At 71.8% G+C, this 20,772-nt stretch carries 17 protein-coding genes and 2 pseudogenes; 7 read left to right on the forward strand and 12 right to left on the reverse strand.

The window, feature by feature from the left end; translation table 11 throughout:
* Position 1: 1 nt before the first annotated feature.
* Genes ACFY3C_RS03010 through ACFY3C_RS03025 form a run of 4 tightly spaced genes read right to left on the reverse strand, consistent with a single transcriptional unit; the run spans position 2 to position 4,335 of the window.
* Complete coding sequence (locus ACFY3C_RS03010) at positions 2 to 781, reverse strand: CDP-alcohol phosphatidyltransferase family protein (RefSeq protein WP_386577800.1); 780 nt, start codon at positions 779 to 781, stop codon at positions 2 to 4.
* Entirely contained in the window at positions 759 to 1,820 is a 1,062-nt protein-coding gene (locus ACFY3C_RS03015; protein WP_386577799.1) for an iron-containing alcohol dehydrogenase family protein, read from the reverse strand. The genes ACFY3C_RS03010 and ACFY3C_RS03015 overlap by 23 nt, the downstream gene beginning before the upstream one ends.
* A complete protein-coding gene (locus tag ACFY3C_RS03020; protein ID WP_145877662.1) occupies positions 1,808 to 2,560 on the reverse strand; it encodes a sugar phosphate nucleotidyltransferase in 753 nt (250 codons plus the stop codon). The genes ACFY3C_RS03015 and ACFY3C_RS03020 overlap by 13 nt, the downstream gene beginning before the upstream one ends.
* Complete coding sequence (locus ACFY3C_RS03025) at positions 2,557 to 4,335, reverse strand: DUF5941 domain-containing protein (protein WP_390769470.1); 1,779 nt, start codon at positions 4,333 to 4,335, stop codon at positions 2,557 to 2,559. The genes ACFY3C_RS03020 and ACFY3C_RS03025 overlap by 4 nt, the downstream gene beginning before the upstream one ends.
* Positions 4,336 to 4,602: 267 nt before the next feature.
* Here ACFY3C_RS03025 and galE point away from each other — a divergent pair, with 267 nt between their 5' ends.
* The 3 genes from galE to idi all read left to right on the forward strand — a co-directional run bounded on the left by galE (position 4,603) and on the right by idi (position 7,429).
* Positions 4,603 to 5,574 carry a UDP-glucose 4-epimerase GalE gene (gene galE, locus ACFY3C_RS03030; RefSeq protein ID WP_390769471.1) on the forward strand — a complete coding sequence of 324 codons (972 nt, stop codon included), beginning with the start codon at positions 4,603 to 4,605 and terminating at the stop codon, positions 5,572 to 5,574.
* Between the two features lie 136 nt (positions 5,575 to 5,710).
* Positions 5,711 to 6,652, forward strand: coding sequence for a cation diffusion facilitator family transporter (locus tag ACFY3C_RS03035; protein ID WP_390769472.1), 942 nt, complete (start codon positions 5,711 to 5,713; stop codon positions 6,650 to 6,652).
* A gap of 183 nt (positions 6,653 to 6,835) precedes the next feature.
* Complete coding sequence (gene idi, locus ACFY3C_RS03040) at positions 6,836 to 7,429, forward strand: isopentenyl-diphosphate Delta-isomerase (RefSeq protein WP_390769473.1); 594 nt, start codon at positions 6,836 to 6,838, stop codon at positions 7,427 to 7,429.
* Positions 7,430 to 7,436: 7 nt separating this feature from the next.
* Here the strand turns inward: idi and ACFY3C_RS03045 are convergent, their stop codons facing one another.
* A complete protein-coding gene (locus ACFY3C_RS03045; protein ID WP_389185032.1) occupies positions 7,437 to 7,931 on the reverse strand; it encodes an ATP-binding protein in 495 nt (164 codons plus the stop codon).
* A 235-nt stretch (positions 7,932 to 8,166) separates the two neighbouring features.
* Here ACFY3C_RS03045 and ACFY3C_RS03050 point away from each other — a divergent pair, with 235 nt between their 5' ends.
* Positions 8,167 to 8,916, forward strand: coding sequence for an enoyl-CoA hydratase/isomerase family protein (locus tag ACFY3C_RS03050; RefSeq protein WP_390769474.1), 750 nt, complete (start codon positions 8,167 to 8,169; stop codon positions 8,914 to 8,916).
* Here ACFY3C_RS03050 and ACFY3C_RS03055 read toward each other — a convergent pair.
* Positions 8,903 to 9,538: a DJ-1/PfpI family protein gene (locus ACFY3C_RS03055; protein ID WP_145877672.1), complete on the reverse strand. Its 636-nt coding sequence runs from the start codon at positions 9,536 to 9,538 to the stop codon at positions 8,903 to 8,905. The genes ACFY3C_RS03050 and ACFY3C_RS03055 overlap by 14 nt on opposite strands.
* A 10-nt stretch (positions 9,539 to 9,548) precedes the next feature.
* Complete coding sequence (locus tag ACFY3C_RS03060) at positions 9,549 to 10,508, reverse strand: GlxA family transcriptional regulator (protein WP_390769475.1); 960 nt, start codon at positions 10,506 to 10,508, stop codon at positions 9,549 to 9,551.
* Positions 10,509 to 10,694: 186 nt separating this feature from the next.
* Between ACFY3C_RS03060 and ACFY3C_RS03065 the strand changes: the two genes are divergently transcribed.
* Positions 10,695 to 13,100 (forward strand): Tex family protein, encoded by a 2,406-nt coding sequence (locus tag ACFY3C_RS03065; RefSeq protein WP_386577790.1) that lies wholly within the window; start codon positions 10,695 to 10,697, stop codon positions 13,098 to 13,100.
* 150 nt (positions 13,101 to 13,250) lie between these two features.
* Positions 13,251 to 13,829: a DinB family protein gene (locus ACFY3C_RS03070; RefSeq protein ID WP_386577789.1), complete on the forward strand. Its 579-nt coding sequence runs from the start codon at positions 13,251 to 13,253 to the stop codon at positions 13,827 to 13,829.
* 176 nt (positions 13,830 to 14,005) lie between these two features.
* Here ACFY3C_RS03070 and ACFY3C_RS03075 read toward each other — a convergent pair.
* The 4 genes and pseudogenes from ACFY3C_RS03075 to ACFY3C_RS03090 all read right to left on the reverse strand — a co-directional run.
* Positions 14,006 to 14,245: pseudogene (locus tag ACFY3C_RS03075) on the reverse strand (hypothetical protein); the annotation flags it as partial.
* A gap of 118 nt (positions 14,246 to 14,363) precedes the next feature.
* A pseudogene (locus ACFY3C_RS03080) lies at positions 14,364 to 14,726 on the reverse strand (DUF1003 domain-containing protein); the annotation flags it as partial.
* 85 nt (positions 14,727 to 14,811) lie between these two features.
* The gene (locus ACFY3C_RS03085; protein WP_386577788.1) at positions 14,812 to 16,452 is read right to left on the reverse strand and encodes an ABC-F family ATP-binding cassette domain-containing protein; all 1,641 of its coding nucleotides are present in this window, start codon (positions 16,450 to 16,452) and stop codon (positions 14,812 to 14,814) included.
* Between the two features lie 67 nt (positions 16,453 to 16,519).
* Positions 16,520 to 17,548, reverse strand: coding sequence for an oxidoreductase (locus ACFY3C_RS03090; RefSeq protein WP_386577787.1), 1,029 nt, complete (start codon positions 17,546 to 17,548; stop codon positions 16,520 to 16,522).
* 90 nt (positions 17,549 to 17,638) lie between these two features.
* Between ACFY3C_RS03090 and ACFY3C_RS03095 the strand changes: the two genes are divergently transcribed.
* On the forward strand, positions 17,639 to 18,547 hold the full coding sequence (locus ACFY3C_RS03095; RefSeq protein WP_390769545.1) for an FAD-dependent oxidoreductase: 909 nt from the start codon (positions 17,639 to 17,641) through the stop codon (positions 18,545 to 18,547).
* A 127-nt stretch (positions 18,548 to 18,674) separates the two neighbouring features.
* Here ACFY3C_RS03095 and ACFY3C_RS03100 read toward each other — a convergent pair whose 3' ends face one another.
* A complete protein-coding gene (locus ACFY3C_RS03100; protein ID WP_390769476.1) occupies positions 18,675 to 20,636 on the reverse strand; it encodes a Xaa-Pro dipeptidyl-peptidase in 1,962 nt (653 codons plus the stop codon).
* Positions 20,637 to 20,772: the final 136 nt, after the last annotated feature.

Raw genomic sequence — 20,772 nt, forward strand, 5'->3', positions numbered from 1 at the left:
CTCACCTCAGCCTGCTGGAGGCGAGGATGGACACCAGGTGCAGCACGGTCTGCAGCACGGCGATGCCGGCGAGCACGGCGGTGCCGAGCCGGGTGAAGAACAGGTCGCCGTGGATCTGGTCCAGGATCGCGAGGACCAGGATCAGCAGCGAGGCCTCGATGCCGAGGATCAGCCGGTGGAACTTGAGCGCCGAGGCGGCCCGGCGGGCCAGCGCCATGCCGGAGGAGCGCGGCTCGGACGCCGCCTCCTTGACCGGCGCCATACCGGCCTGGTGCCGGGCGACACCGACGAGGTCGGTCTCGGCCTTGATCAGGATCGCGCCGAGCGCGGCGAGGGTGCCGAGGAAGGCCCACAGCCAGTCGATACGGCCCGTGCCCCACAGGTCGGCGGCGCGCAGGCCGAGGCCGACCAGGACGGCCGCGTCGGTCAGGTACGCGCCGACGCGGTCCAGGTAGACCCCGCCGAGCGAGTACTGCTTCTTCCAGCGGGCGATCTCGCCGTCGACGCAGTCCAGCAGGAGGTACAGCTGGGTGGCGACCACGCCGAGCACGGCGCCCGCGATCCCCGGCACCAGCAGTGCCGGGGCCGCGAGCACACCGCAGACGGTCATCAGGTACGTGAGCTGGTTGGGCGTGACCCTGGTGTTCACCAGGTAGCGGTCGACGCGCAGGGACACCTCGCGCATGTAGAGGCGTCCCGCCCAGTGCTCACCGCTGCGCCGGTCCTTCACCCCGGCGGGGTGGACGACCGGTCGGAGTTCAGCTACCGATGGCCTTGACATAGTCGGCGTAGATGTCCTTGATCTGGTTCGTCTTGAGGTCGAGGTGCTCGAGGATCGTGTAGCGGCCGGGTCTGGTCTCCGGAGCGAACTCCACGGCGCGGACGAACTCGTCCAGCGTGAAGCCGATCTCCTCCGGCAGTACCGGAAGCCCGTGCCGACGCAGCACCTCGGCCATGTACGCCGACTCCTCGTGCGCTCCACGCAGGTACATCGCGAAGGCGGCACCGAGCCCGCACTGCTCGCCGTGGCTCGCGGCGCGCTTGGGGAAGAGCAGGTCGAAGGCGTGGTTGATCTCGTGGCAGGAGCCCGAGGCGGGCCGGGAGTCACCCGAGATCGACATGGAGATACCGGTGAGGACCAGCGCCTCGGCGAGCACCTGGAGGAAGTCGTTGTCGCCGATGCCGCCGGGGTGCCGGAGCACCGCCTCGCCCGCCTGGCGGGCCATGGCCGCGGCCAGACCGTCGATCTTCTCGCCGTTGACGCGGTGGGACAGCTCCCAGTCCGCGACCGAGTTGATGTTGGAGATGGCGTCGCCGATGCCGGAGCGGACGAAGCGCGCCGGTGCCTCGCGGATCACGTCCAGGTCGATCAGGACGGCGATCGGGTTCGGCACACCGTAGGAGCCGCGCCCGGCGTCGTTGTCGAGGGTGGCGACCGGCGAGCACAGGCCGTCGTGCGCGAGGTTCGTCGGCACGGCGACCAGCGGCAGGCCGACGCGCGCCGCGGCGAACTTGGCGCAGTCGATGATCTTGCCGCCGCCGAGGCCCACGACCGCGTCGAAGTGGCCGGCCTTGATGTCGCCGGCCAGCCGGATCGCGTCGTCGAGGGTGCCGCCGCCGACCTCGTACCAGGTGGCGCCGGGCAGCGAGGGGGCGATGCGCTCGCGCAGCTTGGCGCCGGATCCGCCGCTGACGGCGACGGCGAGCCGCCCCGACTGCGAGATCCGCTCGTCGGCAAGCACTCCGGCCAGGTCGTCGAGGGCACCCGGGCGGATGTCCACGACGACCGGCGACGGAATGAGCCGTGTCAGTACTGGCACGCGATCTCCCGTCCGCGGGCGAGGTCGTCGTGGTTGTCGATCTCGACCCACTGGACGTCACCGATCGGCGCGACGTCGATCTTGAAGCCGCGGTTCACCAGCTCCTGGTACCCGTGCTCGTAGAACTGCTGCGGGTCGGTCTCCCAGACCGTCTTCAGCGCGTCGGCCAGGTCGGGAGCGGCGTCGCCCTCGATCAGGGTGACGCCGATGTACTCGCCGGTCGCCTCGGCGGGGTCCATCAGCTTGGTGATCTTCTGGACGCCCTTGGCGGGGTCGACGACGACCTTCATCTCCTCGTCGGCGAGGGACTTCACGGTGTCCAGCGCGAGGATGATCTTCTTGCCGTCGCCGCGGGCGGCGAGCAGCGTCTTCTCGACGGAGACCGGGTGCACGGTGTCGCCGTTGGCGAGGATCACACCGTCCTTGAGGGCGTCACGGCCGCACCACAGGGAGTAGGCGTTGTTCCACTCCTCGGCCTTGTCGTTGTCGATGAGGGTCAGCTTGAGGCCGTACTTCGCCTCCAGGGCCGCCTTGCGCTCGTACACGGCCTCCTTGCGGTAGCCGACGATGATCGCGACCTCGGTCAGGCCGATCTCGGCGAAGTTGCCGAGCGTGAGGTCGAGCACCGTGATCGAGTCCTCTATGCCCGCGGGGCCCACCGGCACGAGTGCCTTGGGAAGGCTGTCGGTGTAGGGGCGAAGACGCCGTCCGGCGCCGGCCGCCAGCACGAGGCCGATCATGCGGGTTCTCCTTCATCGTGTACGGCGGGTGCCCCTGCGGACACCCAGAAGCGGATGCTCTCGATGAGCACCACCAGGGCGACGACCACGGCGAGGACCGTGAGCGCGACCTTGAACTGCGAGGCGGCGAGGACCGCCGCGAGGACGGTGACGAGCACCGTCCGCCCCTCCTGGCCCCCGATGGCACGGACCAGCCAGGCCGGGGGCGCTCCGGCGTTGCCGCGGATGCGGTACACCGTGTCGTAGTGATGGTAGGCGACTGCGGCCACCAGGCCGAAAGCCGCAGGGAGGGCTCCGTTCACCCCTGCGTCACTCGCCAGGACGAGCACCGTGCCGTACTCGGCGGCCCGGAACAACGGCGGGATCAGCCAGTCCAGGGCGCCCTTGAGGGGGCGGGACAGGGCCCAGCCGGAGGTGACCGCGTAGACGGCGGCACCCAGGACGGGCCACCCGACGAAGAGGTTCACGGTGAGGACCGCCACACCCGCGAGTGCCACCAGGAGCGGGGCGCCGGGGCGCAGGCGCGTCAGGCGGACCACGAGGGCGGCGAGCGGTCCGTTGTCGGCGAGGTCCGCCAGGGCCTGGGCGGCCCGGTCCGTACGCTTCGCCCTGCGGGTCACCGAGCGCAGCACACGGCCGGCCGTGGTGTACGTCGCGGCGAAGGCGCACCCGACGAGGAGCACGTAGAAGGTGATGCGGGGGGTGGTGGCCGCGGTGAGGACGGCGATCATGGCCCACCGTTCGCCGATGGGCAGGACGATCATCCGGCGCAGCCAGACCGTCCAGCCGACGCTGTCCAGCTTGTCGGAGAGGGCGGCGGTGGGGCTGGTGTTGGCGGTGGCGTCGTGGTTGGCCTCGTTGAAGGAGAAGTCCACGACGTGCCGGCAGGTCTGCAGGATCATCGCGCCGAGGGCGAGGGCCCACACGTCGTCGCCGCCGCGCGCCGCGCCGAGGGCGAGTCCCGCGTAGTAGGCGTACTCCTTGGCCCGGTCGAAGGTGGCGTCCAGCCAGGCGCCGAGCGTGGAGTACTTCAGGGCGTAGCGGGCGAGCTGGCCGTCGGTGCAGTCCAGGACGAACGAGGCGATCAGCAGCACGCCGGCCGCGACGAACCCGGCGCGGGTGCCGGTCGCCGCACAGCCCGCCGCTATCAGCGCGGTGAGCAGCGAGGCGGTGGTGACCTGGTTGGGGGTCAGGCCCCGGCGGGCGCACCAGCGGGCGATGTAGCGCGAGTACGGGCTGATGAAGAACGTGGTGAAGAAGCCGTCGCGGGACTTCACGGCCGACTTCAGGCGTACGGCCTCGTCGTCGACGGCGGAGACGGCCTGCCGGGCCTCGTTGCGGGCCTGCGGGTCCTCCGGCACGGCGGCGACGAGGCTGCCCAGCTCGGGACGGTGGACCGCGCTGCCGTCGGCGTCGAGGGCGGTGACGACGCGGTCGGCGACGCTGTCGACGACCACGGCCGTACCGCCGCCGACGGAGGTCTCGCGGGCCAGGGCCCGGGTCAGCGCCTGCCGGGCGGCGGGCTGGGCGGTGACGGCTCCGGGGACGGCGGCGAGCGGGAAGCGCGGGTCGGTGAGGCCGAGGCGCAGGGCGTGCAGGTGGCCGACGAAGCGAGCGTCGACCAGGGCCACGCGCCGGTCGGTCGGGACGGCCGCGAGGAGGCTCTCCGCCTCAAGGGCGTCGGTGGCCGCGCGCACGTCGAAGCCGAGGGACCGCAGATCGTTCTCGAGCGACGATCCGGGCACCGGCTGACCGGTGACGATGGCGGTCGACAACCGAACTCACTCCCTGGGTGCCGGCGTGGCGGCGCCGGTCTTCTGCGTGGTTGGGGCGCCCCGGCCAGCGGCTCCCGGGCGGCATGTCGGCGAAGGGTATCCGATGGACTCGATCCCTTGTTCACCGGCCGTTCACGGTCCGGCCCACGGGGGCTGCCCCGGCCTTTGCCGCGATCATCATCGGTGATCCGGGGCCCGCCCCACAAACCGTGGCCCCAGACCCGGGCATCAGGGACATGCGGACGGGGCGGCATAGGGTGGGCGACCATGACGTGGCTGATCACCGGCGGAGCCGGATACATCGGGGCGCATGTGGCACGGGCCATGACGGGCGCGGGAGAGAGCGTCGTGGCGCTCGACGACCTGTCGGCCGCCGTGCCCTCGCGCCTTCCCGCGGACGTCCCGCTCGTCGAGGGTTCGACGATGGACGGCGACCTGCTGAAGCGGGTCTTCGCGGACTACGGCGTGACGGGTGTCGTCCATCTCGCGGCGCGCAAGCAGGTGGCCGAGTCCGTGGCCCAGCCCACCCGCTACTACCGGGAGAACGTGGGCGGGCTGGCCACCCTCCTGGACGCGATGGCCGAGGCCGGCGTCGGCCGGCTGCTGTTCTCCTCGTCGGCGGCCGTGTACGGCAACCCGGACGTGGACCTCATCACCGAGGACACCCCGTGCGCGCCCGTGAACCCGTACGGCGAGACCAAGCTCACCGGGGAGTGGCTGGTGCGAGCGGCGGGAGCCGCGCACGGAATCTCCACGGTGTGCCTGCGCTATTTCAACGTGGCGGGCGCGGCCGCGCCGGAACTGTCGGACACGGGTGTGTTCAACATCGTGCCGATGGTCTTCGACCGGCTCACCCGCGACGAGGCCCCGCGGATCTTCGGCGCCGACTATCCGACGCCGGACGGCACCTGCATCCGTGACTACATTCACGTGGCCGACCTCGCCGAGGCGCATCTCGCGGCGGCCCGGCGGCTGGCCGATGGGGACCTGTCCGGCGATCTGACGCTGAACATCGGCCGCGGCGAGGGCGTCTCGGTGCGCGAGCTGATCACGGTCATCGGTGAGGTCACCGGCGACCGGCGGGCGCCGCTGGTGGAGGGGCGCCGCCCGGGGGACGCGCCGCGCGCGGTCGCCTCGGCCGAGCGGGCCGCCGAGACGCTGGGCTGGCGGGCCCGGCGCGGGGTGCGCGAGATGGTGGAGTCGGCCTGGCAGGGCTGGCAGCTGCACCACGGCAAGTAGGCCGGCAACGCCCTGACCAGCGGTTCGTTTGCGCAGGTCAGGGCACATGACAACGGTGTTCAGTGCCGCGTTGCCCGATACCCCCCACCCGTAGTTGACTGTCAGCTCGGGAGCAACACGGAAGGGTGGACTTCTCATGGGGGCAGGGCACGACCACGGGCATACGCACAGCCATGTGCCGCCCACGGGCACGGCCGCGGCCGCCTACCGTGGCCGGCTGCGCGTGGCGCTGGGCATCACGCTCATGGTCATGGTGGTCGAGATCGCCGGCGGTCTGCTCGCGGACTCGCTCGCCCTGATCGCGGACGCGGCCCACATGGCGACCGACGCGGTGGGTCTGGGCATGGCGCTGCTCGCCATCCACTTCGCGAACCGCCCGCCGAGCACCAACCGCACCTTCGGCTACGCCCGCGCCGAGATCCTCGCCGCCCTGGCCAACTGTCTGCTGCTGCTCTGCGTCGGCGGCTACGTCCTGTACGAGGCGATCCAGCGGTTCGTCACGCCCGCGGAGACCCGCGGCGGCCTGATGATCGTGTTCGGCTTCGTCGGCCTGGTCGCGAACACCGTGTCGCTCACCCTGCTGATGCGCGGGCAGAAGGAGAGCCTGAACGTGCGCGGCGCCTTCCTGGAGGTGGCCGCGGACGCGCTGGGCTCGGTGGCGGTGCTGATCTCCGCGACGTTGATCCTCACCACGGGCTGGCAGGCGGCCGACCCGATCGCCTCGCTCGTCATCGGGCTGATGATCGTGCCGAGGACGCTGAAGCTGCTGCGCGAGACGCTGGACGTACTGCTGGAGGCGGCCCCCAAGGACGTCGACATGGCGGAGGTGCGGGCGCACATCCTGGCCCTGGACGGCGTGGAGGACGTACACGATCTGCACGCCTGGACGATCACCTCGGGCCTGCCCGTGCTCTCCGCGCACGTGGTGGTCAGCTCGGAGGTGCTCAACGCCATCGGGAACGAGAAGATGCTGCACGAGCTGCAGGGCTGCCTGGGCGGCCACTTCGACGTGGAGCACTGCACCTTCCAGCTGGAGCCGGGCGGGCATGCGGAGCACGAGGCACGTCTGTGCCACTGACCGCACACACATTCGTTCGATATTCCGTGACGGTTCCCTGCTGGGCCCGCCGGGCACGATGACCTACCGGGCCCCACCTCGGTGCCGCCCCCCGCGCGGGACATGCGGACGTGCCGGGAAGTGCCGGGAGTGCCGGATTCGTACGGCAGACTTGGGGTGCGAAGACCGAGGCGAAGGATGGGTATGCCGATCACACCTGCCACCGAGACGCACAGCTCGTCGAACGGCACCGCAGAGGCGATTTTGCTGGAACTGGTCGACGAGAAGGGCGTGACGATCGGCACCGCGGAGAAGCTCGCCGCCCATCAGCCACCGGGACAGCTGCACCGGGCGTTCTCGGTGTTCCTCTTCGACGAGCAGGGCCGGCTGCTGCTCCAGCAGCGGGCGCTCGGCAAGTACCACTCCCCCGGTGTGTGGTCCAACACCTGCTGCGGCCACCCCTACCCCGGCGAGGCGCCCTTCGCGGCCGCGGCCCGGCGGACGTACGAGGAGCTGGGCGTGTCGCCGTCGCTGCTGGCGGAGGCGGGCACGGTCCGCTACAACCACCCGGACCCGACCTCGGGCCTGGTCGAGCAGGAGTTCAACCACCTGTTCGTCGGCCTGGTGCAGGCGCCGCTCGCGCCGGACCCGGAGGAGGTCGGTCAGACCGCCTTCGTGACGGCGGCCGAGCTGGCGGAGCGGCACGCCCGGGACCCGTTCTCGGCGTGGTTCATGACCGTGCTGGACGCGGCCCGTCCGGCGGTCAGGGAGCTGACGGGCGAGTCCGCGGGCTGGTAGTCCACCGTCAGGCGAGGGTCACGGGCTTGAGCGGCAGGGCGGCCCAGATCACCTTGCCGCCGCTCGCCGTGTGCTCCACGTCGACCACCCCGCCCGCCTCCTGGGCCACCTCACGGACCAGGAGCAGCCCGCGCCCGCCGGTCTGGCCGTGATCGGCCTCCAGGGCGGTGGGGCGGTAGGGGTGGTTGTCCTCCACCGACACCCGCACCCACTCGGCCCCGACGGCCACCTCCACGGCGAGCACCGGCGACAGCAGCGCCGCGTGCCGGACCGCGTTCGTGACCAGCTCGGAGACGATCAGCAGCAGTCCGTAGACCAGGTCGTCGGAGACCGGCACGCCCTGGCGCAGCAGCAGGTCCCGTACGGCGTGTCGCGCCTGCGGGACCGACGCGTCCACGGCGGCCGCGGTGAACCGCCACACTCCCTCGTACGGCAGTGGATCGGGCGGCCGCTCGGCGCCCCCCGCTGGGCGCGGGTCGTCCCCGCGCCCGTGGTTGTCCATCGTCCGGTCGCCACCCTCGCGCTCGATTGTCACCACACGTCGAGTGTTGGTAACGATCCGCTCCGCACCGAAGGACTGAACACAAGTCAGCGCTTATCGAACGGTTCTGACCGCGTGCGTATGACAACGGCAGTTGTGGGACCGCTCCTGTCCCCCTGACGCCAGTTCACGAACTATTCGTGTTGTGGGAAAACTCCCAAAGAGCCCGACGGAGCGTCCGGATAGCATCCACCGCATGGATCCCCAGCTGTCGCACCAGGTCGTCGACGCCGTCGCCACGGTCGTCATCCGTCACCCGGCCAAGCGCAACGCGATGACGGCCGCGATGTGGCGAGCCCTGCCGCCGTTGCTGGCCCGGCTGGCCGGAGACCCGGACGTGCGGGCACTGGTGCTCACCGGGGAGGGCACGACCTTCTGCGCGGGCGCGGACATCTCCACGCTCCAGGGCTCGCCCGCCGAGGCGCAGGGGCTGGCCGTGGCGGCCGAGGAGGCCCTCGCCGCGTTTCCCAAGCCGACGCTCGCCGCGATCCGCGGCCACTGCGTGGGCGGCGGGGCCCAGCTCGCCGCGGCCTGCGATCTGCGGCTGGCGGAGGAGGGCGCGCTGTTCGGGGTGACGCCGGCGAAGCTCGGGATCGTGTACGCGGCCTCGTCCACCCGGCGGCTGGTCTCGCTGGTGGGACCGGCCACCGCCAAGTACCTGCTGTTCTCGGCCGAGTTGATCGACACCCAGCGGGCGCTGCGCACCGGGCTCTTGGACGAGGTGCTGCCCGAGGGTGAACTGGACAAGCGGGTCGCCGAGTTGACCCGGATCCTGGTGTCGCGCTCCCAGCTCACCCAGGCCGCCGCGAAGGAGTTCGCGAACGGCCGCACCGACCGGGACGCCCACTGGGCGGAGCAGGCACGCGGCAGCGGCGACACCGCGGAGGGGGTCGCCGCTTTCCTGGAGCGCAGGCAGCCGCGCTTCACCTGGACTACGACAGGATGAAGCGGCTCCGTGCGCGCAGCAGCTCGACGATGTGCGCGGGTGCCTTCTCCGGCGAGCCCGCGTCATAGGGCGGCTGCGGGTCGTACTCGGTCCCCAGCTGGACGGCCTGGGCGTGCTCGTCACCCGCGATCCGGCCGAGCAGGGCGAGCCCCATGTCGATGCCGGAGGACACACCGGCCGCGGTGACGTACTTTCCGTCGAAGACGACGCGTTCGCCCGTGGGCTCGGCCCCGAACCGGCTCAGCTGATCGAGGGCCAGCCAGTGGGAGGTTGCACGGCGCCCCTTGAGAAGCCCGGCGGCGGCCAGGAGCAAAGAGCCGGAGCATACGGAGGTCGTCCAGGTGCTGGTGGCGTCGGCGGCGCGCAGCCAGTCCAGCAGGGGCTCGTGGTCCATCAGCGCGCTCTGACCGGGGCCGCCGGACACCAGCACGATGTCGGGATCGGGTACCGCTGACAGTGCCTTGTCGGCGCTGATCGCGAGAAATCCGGTCTCCGTGCGCACGAGGCCGGCCTCCTCGGCGACGAACACCGTCTCCGCGTCCGGGACCCGGGAGAGGATCTCGTACGGGCCGACGACGTCGAGGGCGGTGAAGCGGTCGTAGACGACGATTGCGATCTGCATCGGTTTCCTTTCAGTGGGCGGATGCGGGCCGGAAGCGGCGGCGGTACTCGGCCGGGGCCGTTCCGAGAGCCCTGACGAAGGCGCGGCGCATGGCCTCCGGGGTGCCGTACCCGCTGGCACGGGAGATCTCCTCGATCCCGCCGCCCGTGTCCTCCAGGAGGCGGCGGGCGTGTTCGAGACGGACCCGGTCGACGAAGCGTCCGGGGGTCATGCCCGTCTCGGCCTGGAACGCGCGGGCGAAGTGGCGCGGTGAGAGGCTCGCCCGGGCCGCGAGCGCCTCCACGGTGAGGTCCCCGGCCGGGTGCTCGGTGATCCACTGCTGGACCTCCCGCAGCGGGTCGCGCTGCGCGGTCTGGGCGGCGAGCTGGGCGCTGAACTGGGCCTGGTTTCCGGGCCGCCTCAGGAACACGACCAGGTGGCGGGCGATGACCAGCGCCGCCTGACGGCCCAGGTCCTCCTCCACCAGGGCGAGGGCGAGGTCGATGCCCGAGGTGACGCCGGCCGACGTGGAGATGTGTCCGTCCCGTACGTAGATGGGGTCGGGGTCGACCTCGACGGCCGGGTGGTCGCGGGCGAGCTTCTCGCAGTACGCCCAGTGGGTCGTGACGCGGCGGCCGTCGAGCAGGCCCGCCTCGGCCAGCAGGATCGCACCGGTGCAGACCGAGACGAGGCGCCGCGCGCGCGGGCCGTACGTGCGCAGCCACTCGGTCAGCAGCGGGTCGGAGCTGCGGGTGCCCTGACCGCCGGGGACCAGCAGGGTGTGCGGGTCGGGCACCTCTCCGAGTGCCGCGTCCGGTACGAGGGTCAGACCGCTGGAGGTGCGCACGGGGCCGCCCTCCAGGGAGGCGGTGCGGATGCGGTACGACCCCGGCGTGTGCGTCTCGGCGCCGTTGAACACCTCGAGAGGGCCGGTGACGTCGAGGCTCTGCACGCCGTCGAAGAGGACGAGGAGGAGGGTGCGCTGCGGCATGTCTCGATTCTTCGAGGGTGGGTGCGTGGCCGCAATGACGGATACCCCACCTTTCCTGCCATACGGCACGGGGCAGGCACGGCTTCTGGGCCCCGCGCCCCGCCGTGTGGCGCCCTGATCCCCGGTTGTCGGTGTCGCCTGCCACAATTGCCGCGCAAGCTGACGTGGAGAAGGCGGTACGGGATCGTGACGACACCCCTCGTAGGGTCCATCGAAGGCAGGATCGCCGAGGAGCTCGGCGTACGGGAGCGGCAGGTGAAGGCCGCGGTGGAGCTGCTCGACGGCGGTTCGACGGTGCCCTTCATCGCCCGCTACCGCAAGGAAGCGACGGAGATGCTCGACGACGCGCAGCTGCGCACGCTCGAGGAGCGGCTGCGCTATCTGCGGGAGCTGGAGGAGCGGCGGACCGCGATCCTGGAGTCGGTACGCGAGCAGGGCAAGCTCACCGAGGAGCTGGAGGCGCAGATCCGCGGCGCCGAGACCAAGGCACGGCTCGAGGACATCTATCTGCCCTACAAGCCCAAGCGGCGCACCAAGGCGCAGATCGCGCGGGAGGCGGGCCTGGAGCCGCTCGCCGAGGGGCTGCTGGGCGACCCGACGGTCGAGCCGCTGGCCGCGGCGGCCGCGTTCGTGGACGCCGACAAGGGCGTCGCCGATCCGCAGGCCGCGCTGGAGGGCGCGCGGGCGATCCTGACCGAGCGGTTCTCGGAGGACGCCGACCTGATCGGCGAGGTGCGCGAGCGCATGTGGGTGCGCGGGCGGCTGGCCGCCAAGGTGCGGGACGGCAAGGAGGAGGCGGGCGCCAAGTTCGCCGACTACTTCGACTTCGCCGAGCCGTTCACCGAACTGCCCTCGCACCGCATCCTGGCGATGCTGCGCGGCGAGAAGGAGGAGGTCCTCGATCTCGTCCTGGAGCCGGAGGAGGCCACGGAGGGCCCGTCCTCGTACGAGGGGATCATCGCCCACCGCTTCGGGATCGCCGACCGGGGCCGCCCTGCCGACAAGTGGCTGACGGACACGGTCCGCTGGGCCTGGCGCACCCGCATTCTGGTGCACCTCGGCATCGACCTGCGCCTGAGGCTTCGTACGGCGGCCGAGGACGAGGCGGTGAACGTGTTCGCGGCGAACCTGCGCGACCTGCTGCTGGCCGCCCCGGCCGGCACGCGCGCGACGCTCGGCCTGGACCCCGGCTTCCGTACGGGCGTGAAGGTCGCCGTGGTCGACGCCACCGGCAAGGTCGTCGCCACGGACGTGATCTACCCGCACGTCCCGGCCAACAAGTGGGACGAGGCGATCGCCAAGCTGGCACGGCTGGCGAAGGAGCACGCGGTCGACCTGGTCGCCATCGGCAACGGCACGGCGTCCCGGGAGACCGACAAGCTCGCCGGTGAACTGATCTCCAAGCACCCGGAGTTGAAGCTCACCAAGGTCATGGTGTCCGAGGCGGGCGCGTCCGTGTACTCGGCGTCGCAGTACGCCTCGCAGGAACTGCCCGACATGGACGTCTCGCTGCGCGGCGCGGTCTCCATCGCCCGCCGGCTGCAGGACCCGCTGGCCGAGCTGGTGAAGATCGACCCGAAGTCCATCGGTGTCGGCCAGTACCAGCACGACCTGTCCGAGGTGAAGCTGTCCCGCTCGCTGGACGCGGTCGTCGAGGACTGTGTGAACGGCGTCGGTGTGGACGTCAACACCGCGTCCGTGCCGCTGCTCTCGCGGGTGTCCGGCATCTCCTCGGGCCTGGCCGAGAACATCGTCGCGCACCGGGACGCGAACGGGCCGTTCTCGTCGCGCTCCGAGCTGAAGAAGGTGGCGCGGCTCGGCCCGAAGGCGTACGAGCAGTGCGCGGGCTTCCTGCGCATCCGCGGCGGCAGCGACCCGCTGGACGCCTCCAGCGTGCACCCGGAGGCGTACCCGGTGGTGCGGCGCATGGTGAAGACCTCGGGCCAGGAGGTCGCCTCCCTCATCGGCAACACCGGTGTGCTGCGCTCGCTGCGCCCGGCGGACTTCGTGGACGACACCTTCGGTCTGCCGACCGTCTCCGACATCCTCAAGGAGCTGGAGAAGCCCGGGCGCGACCCGCGGCCCGCCTTCAAGACGGCCACCTTCAAGGAGGGCGTGGAGAAGATCTCCGACCTGTCCGCCGGGATGGTGCTGGAGGGCGTGGTCACCAATGTGGCGGCCTTCGGCGCGTTCGTGGACGTCGGTGTGCACCAGGACGGTCTGGTGCACGTCTCGGCGATGTCGAAGACGTTCGTGAAGGACCCGCGGGACGTGGTCAAGCCCGGTGACATCGTCAAGGTGAAGGTCCTCGACGTGGACATCCCGCGCAAGCGGATCGCGCTGACGCTGCGGCTCGACGACGAGGCCGCGCCGCAGGGGCAGGGCGGCAAGCAGCAGCGGGGCGGCGGCTCCCGGCCGCCTCAGCAGCGGCAGGGTGGTCAGGGCCAGCGACAGGGTGGTCAGGGCCAGGGGCAGCGGCAGGGCCGCGGCGGTGACCGGGGCGGGCGTCAGGCGCCGGCACCGGCCAACAGCGCCATGGCGGACGCGCTGCGGCGGGCGGGGCTGCTGAACCCGAAGGACGGACGCCGCTGAGCCGGGGCTACACCCCTGCGGGGACGCGTTCATGCGTCCCCGCGGGGGTCCGCGTCGGGGCAGCTCCGTTGCGCCCCGCCGCGAGTTGGTCTCCCCTCCCTGCACGAACAATTCCGTGGACACGGATCACCCGATCACCAGACTGATGCCATGACTGGATCAGATCCCAAGGCCGACCTCCAGGTGTATCTCCAGGACGCCCGTGACGTGCTGCTGTGGAAGCTGGAGGGTCTGTCGGAGTACGACGTCCGGCGCCCGCTGACCCCGACCGCGACCAATCTGCTGGGCCTGGTCAAGCACCTCACCGGCGCCGAGGCGCTGTACTTCGGGGCCTGTTTCGGGCGGCCCTTCGACGGGGCACCGCTGTGGATCACCGGGGACGCCGAACCGGACGCCGATCTGTGGGCGCGGCCGGACGAGAGCCGCGAGGAGATCGTCGGGCGGTACCGGGAGGCATGGGCGCACTCCGACGAGACGATCGCCTCGCTGCCGCTGGACGCGGTCGGCCGGCTGCCGGGGGATACGGGCACCGAGCTGACGCTGCACCGGATCCTCACGCACATGATCGCCGAGTCCCAGCGGCACGCCGGGCACGCCGACGTCGTGCGGGAGTTGATCGACGGGGCCGTGGGGCAGCGGCGGAACGGCCTCAACACGGCGCCGTTCGATCCTGAGCACGTCGAGCGGGTCGAGCGCGCAGCGAAGGAGGCCGGGCAGCAAGGCCGGTAAACGGCGGACGGCGGACGGCGGACGGCGGACGGCGGACGGCGGACGGCGGACGGCGGACGGCGGACGGCGGGATCATGTACGTTCATCGCCGCATCTCCGCAGCCTCTGCGGCCATCGTCCGCGTCTGCGCCAAGAGCGATCCGTCAGCGTCGTGATCGGCTGACCCGTCCGGGCGGTCACTCCGGCGTGGGCTCCGTCAGCCGCCGTTCCAGGTCCCGCAGGTCCTTGCCGATGGACGAGCGGACCTTTCTGGCCATCACCGGGGCGGCCGGAGCCCGCGTCGCCGCGGACCCGGATGCGGGCCAGGGTGCCCCGCGGGTGCTCGTCGAAGGTGGAGGTGACGTGCATGGCATGGGTCCCGCGAGGGACACCATGTCCAGCAGCCCGGGCGGCTCGTGCGCGGCGACCCGCAGGACATCCGCTCATCCGGGCGCGGTTCTCCGCGAGGAGTTCCTGCACCCGGCGCTCGACCTCCTCGGGGTCGACGCCCAGGGCGCGGCCCATGTGGATCGACCACACCTCCGAGCGCACGTTCGTCTCGAAGTCCGCCCGTACGTTCTCGCGGGCGGCCTGGCGGTTCTGACTCACCATCACGAAGGTGGACAGGAAGATCGCCTCCAGGCTGACGATCATGGTGAGCAGTCCGAAGGGGTAGGGATCCCAGACCGCCTCCCGGCCGAACGTGCCCTCGTTGCACACGATCCAGACCGTGAACCACAGGGCGTGCAGATAGACGAAGAGCATGGTCCCCGCGAAGGCGGTGATCACGTCCGCGATCTTGTCCTCGGTGCCCCTTATCCGCGCGAGCACGTCCTGCTCGCGCAGCAGCCGCAGAGCCGGACCGCCCGGACCGCCCGGACCGTCCGGTCGGCCCGGACCGCCTACCGCACCGCTCATGCCCACTCCCCGGCCGACCGTCTGTGGATCAGCCGTGAGCCTACGCGGCGGGCGGAACCGATCCCCAGTGCGGCAAGAGGTCGGGTCAGCGTTCCGTGACCTTGCCCGCCGCCACTTCCAGTCGGCGGGTCACCCGGACCGCGTCCAGCATGCGCCGGTCGTGTGTGACCAGCAGGAGGGTGCCCTCGTAGGCGTCGAGCGCGGACTCCAGCTGTTCGATGGCCGGCAGATCCAGGTGGTTGGTCGGCTCGTCGAGGACCAGGAGGTTGACGCCGCGGCCCTGCAACAGGGCGAGGGCCGCCCGGGTGCGTTCGCCCGGGGAGAGGCTCGCGGCCGGGCGCATGACGTGGTCCGACTTCAGGCCGAACTTGGCGAGCAGGGTACGGACGTCGACCGGCTCGGTGTCGGGGACGGCCGCGCAGAACGCGTCGAGCAGGGACTCGGGGCCGTGGAACAGCTTGCGAGCCTGGTCGACCTCGCCGACCAGGACACCGGAGCCGAGGGCGGCGTGTCCAAAGTCGAGCGGGACCCGGCCCAGCAGCGCGCCGAGCAAGGTCGACTTGCCGGCGCCGTTGGCTCCGGTGACCGCGACCCGGTCCGCCCAGTCGATCTGCAGCGACACCGGCCCGAAGGTGAAGTCGCCGCGCCGGACCTCCGCGTCCCGCAGAGTCGCCACCACCGCGCCGGAACGCGGGGCGGCCGCGATCTCCATGCGCAGCTCCCACTCCTTGCGCGGCTCCTCGACGACCTCCAGGCGCTCGATCATGCGCTGGGTCTGCCGGGCCTTGGCGGCCTGCTTCTCGCTGGCCTCGCTGCGGAACTTGCGGCCGATCTTGTCGTTGTCGTTGCCCGCCTTGCGCCGGGCGTTCTTGACGCCCTTGTCCATCCAGGAGCGCTGCATCTGCGCGCGGTCCTGGAGGGCGGCCCTCTTGTCGGCGAACTCCTCGTAGTCCTCGCGGGCATGCCGGCGGGCGACGTCCCGTTCCTCCAGGTAGGCCTCGTAACCGCCGCCGTAGAGGTTGATCTGCCCCTGGGCGAGGTCGAGTTCGAGGACCTTGGTGACCGTGCGGGTGAGGAACTCACGGTCGTGGCTGACGACCACCGTGCCCGCGCGCAGGCCGGTCACGAAGCGTTCGAGGCGCTCCAGGCCGTCCAGGTCGAGGTCGTTGGTCGGCTCGTCGAGCAGGAAGACGTCGTAGCGGGAGAGAAGGAGGGAGGCGAGACCGGCGCGGGCCGCCTGGCCGCCGGAGAGCGAGGTCATCGGCTGGTCCAGGTCCACGGCCAGACCGAGGGAGTCGGCGACCTCCTCGGCGCGCTCCTCCAGGTCCGCGCCGCCGAGGTCCAGCCAGCGCTCCAGACTGGTCGCGTACGCGTCGTCGGCGCCGGGCGCGCCGTCGACCAGCGCCTGCGTGGCCTCGTCCATCACGCGCTGCGCCTCGGCGACGCCGGTGCGGCGGGCCAGGAACTCCCGGACGGTCTCCCCCGGCCTGCGCTCCGGCTCCTGCGGCAGATGGCCGACGGTCGCGGCCGGCGGGGACAGCCGCAGCTCGCCCTGCTCGGGCGCGGTCAGCCCGGCGAGCAGCCGCAGCAGGGTGGACTTGCCCGCGCCGTTGGCACCGACCAGCCCGATCACGTCGCCGGGCGCGACGACGAGGTCGAGCCCGGAGAAGAGGGAGCGGTCGCCGTGCCCGGCGGCGAGGTTCTTGGCGACGAGGGTGGCAGTCATCAGGAGGCCGATCCTAGTGTCCCGGGCACCTGGCCATCGGCCGGGTTTCCCCGGGGCTGCCCGGCCGTCACTTCCTCATCGGCTCCACCAGCACGCTCCCGGACGTTCTGGCCACCACGAACGCCTCCCCCTTCACCGCCTTCGGGTCCAGCGGAATGCGGTGGCGGCCGGGTTCCAGGACGCCGTCGAAGACCTCCTGGGTGTGGGTGCGGTAGAGGCGGTCCAGGCGGTAGGCCGTGACCCTGACCCGGCAGGGCGAGGTGACGTCGACGGCCGCCTCGTCGTCGGCGGCGACCAGGCCGGTCAGCCGGCGCTGTGCGAGCGGGCTGCGGTCCAGGGCGTGTTCGATCTGCGCGACGAGCAGGGGGATGATCGGGGCCAGGCCGCTGACGTAGGCGACCTCGACCCCGGCATGCTCGAACGCCTCTCGTACGGCGGCCCGTTCCGCCTCGCCGACCGCACGGCCGAAGGCGACCGCGCCGTAGCCGCGCAGCTCCTCGGCGGGGACGGCACGGGCGTCCTGGGTGATGTCCGCACCTATGCCGATGGTGCGCAATGCGGCGGCGAGCTTGGCGAGGACCGCGACGCGGGCGCCGATCAGGAGCACCCGGCGGCGGGGCGCGGGCGGGCCGTCGGCGTCCTCGATCAGGGCGGCGAGGGCGGCCCGGTACTCGGGTCCGGCGAAGCGGAACGGCCCTATGCCGTGGTAGCCGTTGAGCTGCAGGTCGGCGTGCTCCTCCGTCTGCCAGGCGAAGTCCCGCCAGATGAAGTCCTCGCCGTCCCGCTCGATCACGGCGGTGACGGCACCACAGGCCAGGTCGGCGCACTCGGGGCAGCCGTAGATCACGAACCGGCCCTCCGGGAGCGGTGGTCCGGTCTCCAGCAGCAGGCTGCGCACCTGCGCGGTGAAGATGGCGGGCGGGATGTCGGAGGCGAGCGGCGAGACGGCGTCCAGGTCGGAGAGCTGGAACAGCAGCGGCCGCCCGTCCACGATGAAGTCGACGAAGTCCCGGTGGACCTGGTAGCCGCCGTCGGCGAGGACACCGCCGGCGCGCATCGCCGGTGCCAGGCCGAAGGTCGCGTATGCGGCAGACATGCTGTGAGTATCCCCACACCGGGACGGATGTGAGCGCGGCATGACATATTCCGTTAGCGTCCTGGCGTGAAGCGTGAGTCGAGTGACGAAGTGATCGTGGTCGGCAGCGGGGTCGCCGGGCTGACGACGGCCGTGGTGCTGGCCGAGTCCGGCCGCCGGGTACGGGTGTGGGCCCGGGAGCCCGCCGAGCGCACGACCTCGGCGGTCGCCGGCGCGCTGTGGTGGCCGTACCGGATCGAGCCCGAGCCGCTCGTCGGTGCGTGGGCGCTGGACTCCCTCGGCGTGTACGAGGAGCTGGCCGACCGTCCCGAGGAGACGGGCGTACGCCTGGTCGAGGGTGTACACCGGGGGACCCGGCTGGACGAGCTGGGTGCCTGGGCGGGCCGGGTGCCGGGGCTGCGGGCCGTGGCCGACGGGCTGGCGGCGCGGCTCCCGTTGATCGACATGCCGGTCCATCTGGCGTGGCTGCGGGAGCGGTTCGCCAAGGCGGGCGGCCAGGTGGAGGAGCGGGAGGTCACCGATCTGGCCTCCGTGCCCGCCGGGGTGGTGGTCAACTGCACGGGGCTCGGGGCGCGATCGCTGGTGCCCGATCCGGCGGTGCATCCGGTGCGCGGGCAGCTGGTCGTGGTGGAGAACCCGGGGATCACGACCTGGTTCACCTCCGTCGACCACGCCTGCGACACCTCGACCTACTTCTTCCCGCAGCCCGGCGGGCTGCTCCTGGGCGGTACGGCGGAGGAGGACGCCTGGTCGCTGGAGCCGGACCCGGCGACCGCCGCGGCCATCGTCGCGCGGTGCGCGGCCGTCCGGCCGGAGATCGCCGGGGCACGGGTGCTGGCGCACCGGGTGGGGCTCCGGCCCGCCCGGGATGCCGTACGGCTGGAACGGCAGGCGCCGGCGGACGGGCGGGTGCTGGTGCACAACTACGGGCACGGCGGGGCCGGGATCACGGTGGCCTGGGGGTGCGCCCGGGAGGCCGCCGGGCTGGCCGGAGCCTGAGCCGGAGGGCCCGCCAAGCCCTCCGCATACGGGCCCCGCGTACCGGTGCCGAGCGGGCGACCGCGCGAACGGTCGGCCGCCCAGCACCGGCTGATTCCCCGCTGGGGACCGAGTACTGCCTGGCTGATCAGCTCGCCGGGACGTGCCGGGTGGCGTGCGGGGCGCGGACGCCGTCCAGGGTGCGCGGCGCGGGTGCGGCGGTCACACTGCCGGAAGTGGCCCGTTCGAAGGCCGCCGTGCCGCCGACCAGCGGGACCCGGGCCGTCGTACGGGACAGGTCCAGGGTGAGGGTCGGCTTGGTGGACGGAGGGTCGATGAGGTCCTTGTCGGTGCCTGCGACGATCAGTGCCAGGCGGTGCCCCTTCGGGATGACGTGATCGGTCGCCGCCAGGGACAGGGTGATCGTGTACGCCTTGCCCGGGGTGAGCGGAACGCCCTGGTCGAGGGAGGCGTAGTGGCCGAGGTCGGCCCAGCCGCGACTGAACACCGTGGAGCCGACCTGGGCCGTCTTCGCCTTGGTCGCCTTGAAGCAGGCGCTGTCCCCGGGCGTGCTCGCGCCCCAGCAGGTGCGGTTGGTGAGCGTGGTGATGCCCTCGGCGCCGTCGGCGTAGTCGCGGATGGTGTCCGGGCCGAGGTCCACCAGGACGGCGGAGAGGTGGGCCGAGGAGGTGGTCGGGGTGGCGGTCACGGTCACCTTGGAGGAGCCGGACAGGCGCAGGTCGCGGGTGAGCGGCGCCGTGACGAAACCGGCCTTCTCGGGTGTGGACGTGGTGAGGTGGGCGGCCCAGTCGGTCTCGCTCAGCTTCGGGTCGTCGGTGAACGTCTCGGTGCCGGTGGCCGGGCCGAGGCCGAGGGTGCCGACGCCGGGCTCGGTGCCGTGGGCCGGGTGGAGCGTGGTGGCCCGGGTGCCGTGCGGCGGCCAGACCTTGGAGGTGACCCACTGGTCGGGGTGGCGCTCGATGTCGGCCATCGGCTCGCGGTCGATGCCGTTGTCGTAGCCGAGAAGCTCGTGGTCGAACCAGCGGTGCAGGGTGTCGACCCAGGCGCCGCGCCGGTAGTCGAAGGGGTCCACGTGCCCGGTCTGGGAGAGCCAGATCTTGCGCTCGGCACCATGCTTCGCCAGGGCGTTCCACCACTGGCCGAAGTGCTTGGTGCGCACGTTGAGGTCCTGCATGCCGTGCACGAGGAACACGCTGGCCCTGACCTTGGCCGCGTCCTTGACGTAGTTCCGCTCGGTCCACAGCGGGGTCCAGTCGCCGGTGCGCGGGCTGCCGTCGGCGAGCCTCTTCTGCACGGCCGCGCAGTGGGCCGTCGCGCCGTCGCTCTCGACGTAGCCGGCCAGCTCGTCGGGGCCGCCGTCGTACAGCGGGGCGCCCTGGGCGAAGTAGTAGTCGTACCAGGAGGAGATCCCGCTGATCGGGACGATCGTCTTCAGGCCCTTGACGCCGGTGGCCGCGACACCGTTGGCGATGGTGCCGTCCCAGCTCTTGCCGATCATGCCCGTCCGGCCGTTGGTCCAGCTCGCCCTGACGGTTCGGGTGCCGGTCCGGGTCGTGTACGCCTTGGCGCGTCCGTTCAGCCAGTCGATGACGGCCTTCGCGGACCGGATGTCGGAGCGGCCGCCGACGTCGACGCAGCCGTCGGAGCGGTTGGTGCCGGCGAGGTCCACGCCGACGATGGCGTAGCCGCGGGGCACGAAGTAGTTGTCGTAGAACAGCGGCATCTGGACGACGTGGCCGTGCGCGTCGTACGTCTTCTTCTGGCTCTCGTTGCCGCGTCCGCAGCAGGAGTAGTAGGGGCTGGCGTCCATGATGACCGGCACCTTGCGGCCCTGGCGGGCGGGTTCGGCGGGGCGGACGATGTCGGCGGCGACGCGGTCCTTCTTCCCGTCGCCGTCCTCGTCGAGGCCGGTGTCCACCCAGACGGCCTCGCGGATGGCGTGTGCGTACGAGTAGACGGGGCGGCTCTCACGGGGCGCCGCGTGCGCGGCGGCGGGGACGAGGAATGCGGCCAGCAGGGCTGTGACGGCCGCAGTCGCGAGCGGTCTCCAGATCGTGAAGCGCGTGCGCATGGTCGAACGAATCGGCATGCGCGGACGGTACTCCGGACAACTCCCGTACAGAAGAGGGCTTTACGGCGCCTCGCGTGGCTGTGACGGCTGAATGGCGATCGTGTGACAGCGGGGCCTGTGGACAGGTCGGGGGCCACAGCTACTGAATAGGCTC

The organism is Streptomyces sp. NPDC001410 (assembly GCF_042895235.1).
Lineage (GTDB): Bacteria > Actinomycetota > Actinomycetes > Streptomycetales > Streptomycetaceae > Streptomyces.

Excerpts from the sequence above, each read along its gene's own strand:
- ACFY3C_RS03010 (WP_386577800.1), bottom strand. The coding sequence starts at position 781 with ATGTCAAGGCCATCGGTAGCTGAACTCCGACCGGTCGTCCACCCCGCC.
- ACFY3C_RS03020 (WP_145877662.1), bottom strand. The coding sequence starts at position 2,560 with ATGATCGGCCTCGTGCTGGCGGCCGGCGCCGGACGGCGTCTTCGCCCC.
- galE (WP_390769471.1), top strand. The coding sequence starts at position 4,603 with ATGACGTGGCTGATCACCGGCGGAGCCGGATACATCGGGGCGCATGTG.
- ACFY3C_RS03035 (WP_390769472.1), top strand. The coding sequence starts at position 5,711 with ATGGGGGCAGGGCACGACCACGGGCATACGCACAGCCATGTGCCGCCC.
- idi (WP_390769473.1), top strand. The coding sequence starts at position 6,836 with ATGCCGATCACACCTGCCACCGAGACGCACAGCTCGTCGAACGGCACC.
- ACFY3C_RS03045 (WP_389185032.1), bottom strand. The coding sequence starts at position 7,931 with ATGGACAACCACGGGCGCGGGGACGACCCGCGCCCAGCGGGGGGCGCC.
- ACFY3C_RS03050 (WP_390769474.1), top strand. The coding sequence starts at position 8,167 with ATGGATCCCCAGCTGTCGCACCAGGTCGTCGACGCCGTCGCCACGGTC.
- ACFY3C_RS03055 (WP_145877672.1), bottom strand. The coding sequence starts at position 9,538 with ATGCAGATCGCAATCGTCGTCTACGACCGCTTCACCGCCCTCGACGTC.
- ACFY3C_RS03060 (WP_390769475.1), bottom strand. The coding sequence starts at position 10,508 with ATGCCGCAGCGCACCCTCCTCCTCGTCCTCTTCGACGGCGTGCAGAGC.
- ACFY3C_RS03070 (WP_386577789.1), top strand. The coding sequence starts at position 13,251 with ATGACTGGATCAGATCCCAAGGCCGACCTCCAGGTGTATCTCCAGGAC.
- ACFY3C_RS03085 (WP_386577788.1), bottom strand. The coding sequence starts at position 16,452 with ATGACTGCCACCCTCGTCGCCAAGAACCTCGCCGCCGGGCACGGCGAC.
- ACFY3C_RS03090 (WP_386577787.1), bottom strand. The coding sequence starts at position 17,548 with ATGTCTGCCGCATACGCGACCTTCGGCCTGGCACCGGCGATGCGCGCC.
- ACFY3C_RS03100 (WP_390769476.1), bottom strand. The coding sequence starts at position 20,636 with ATGCCGATTCGTTCGACCATGCGCACGCGCTTCACGATCTGGAGACCG.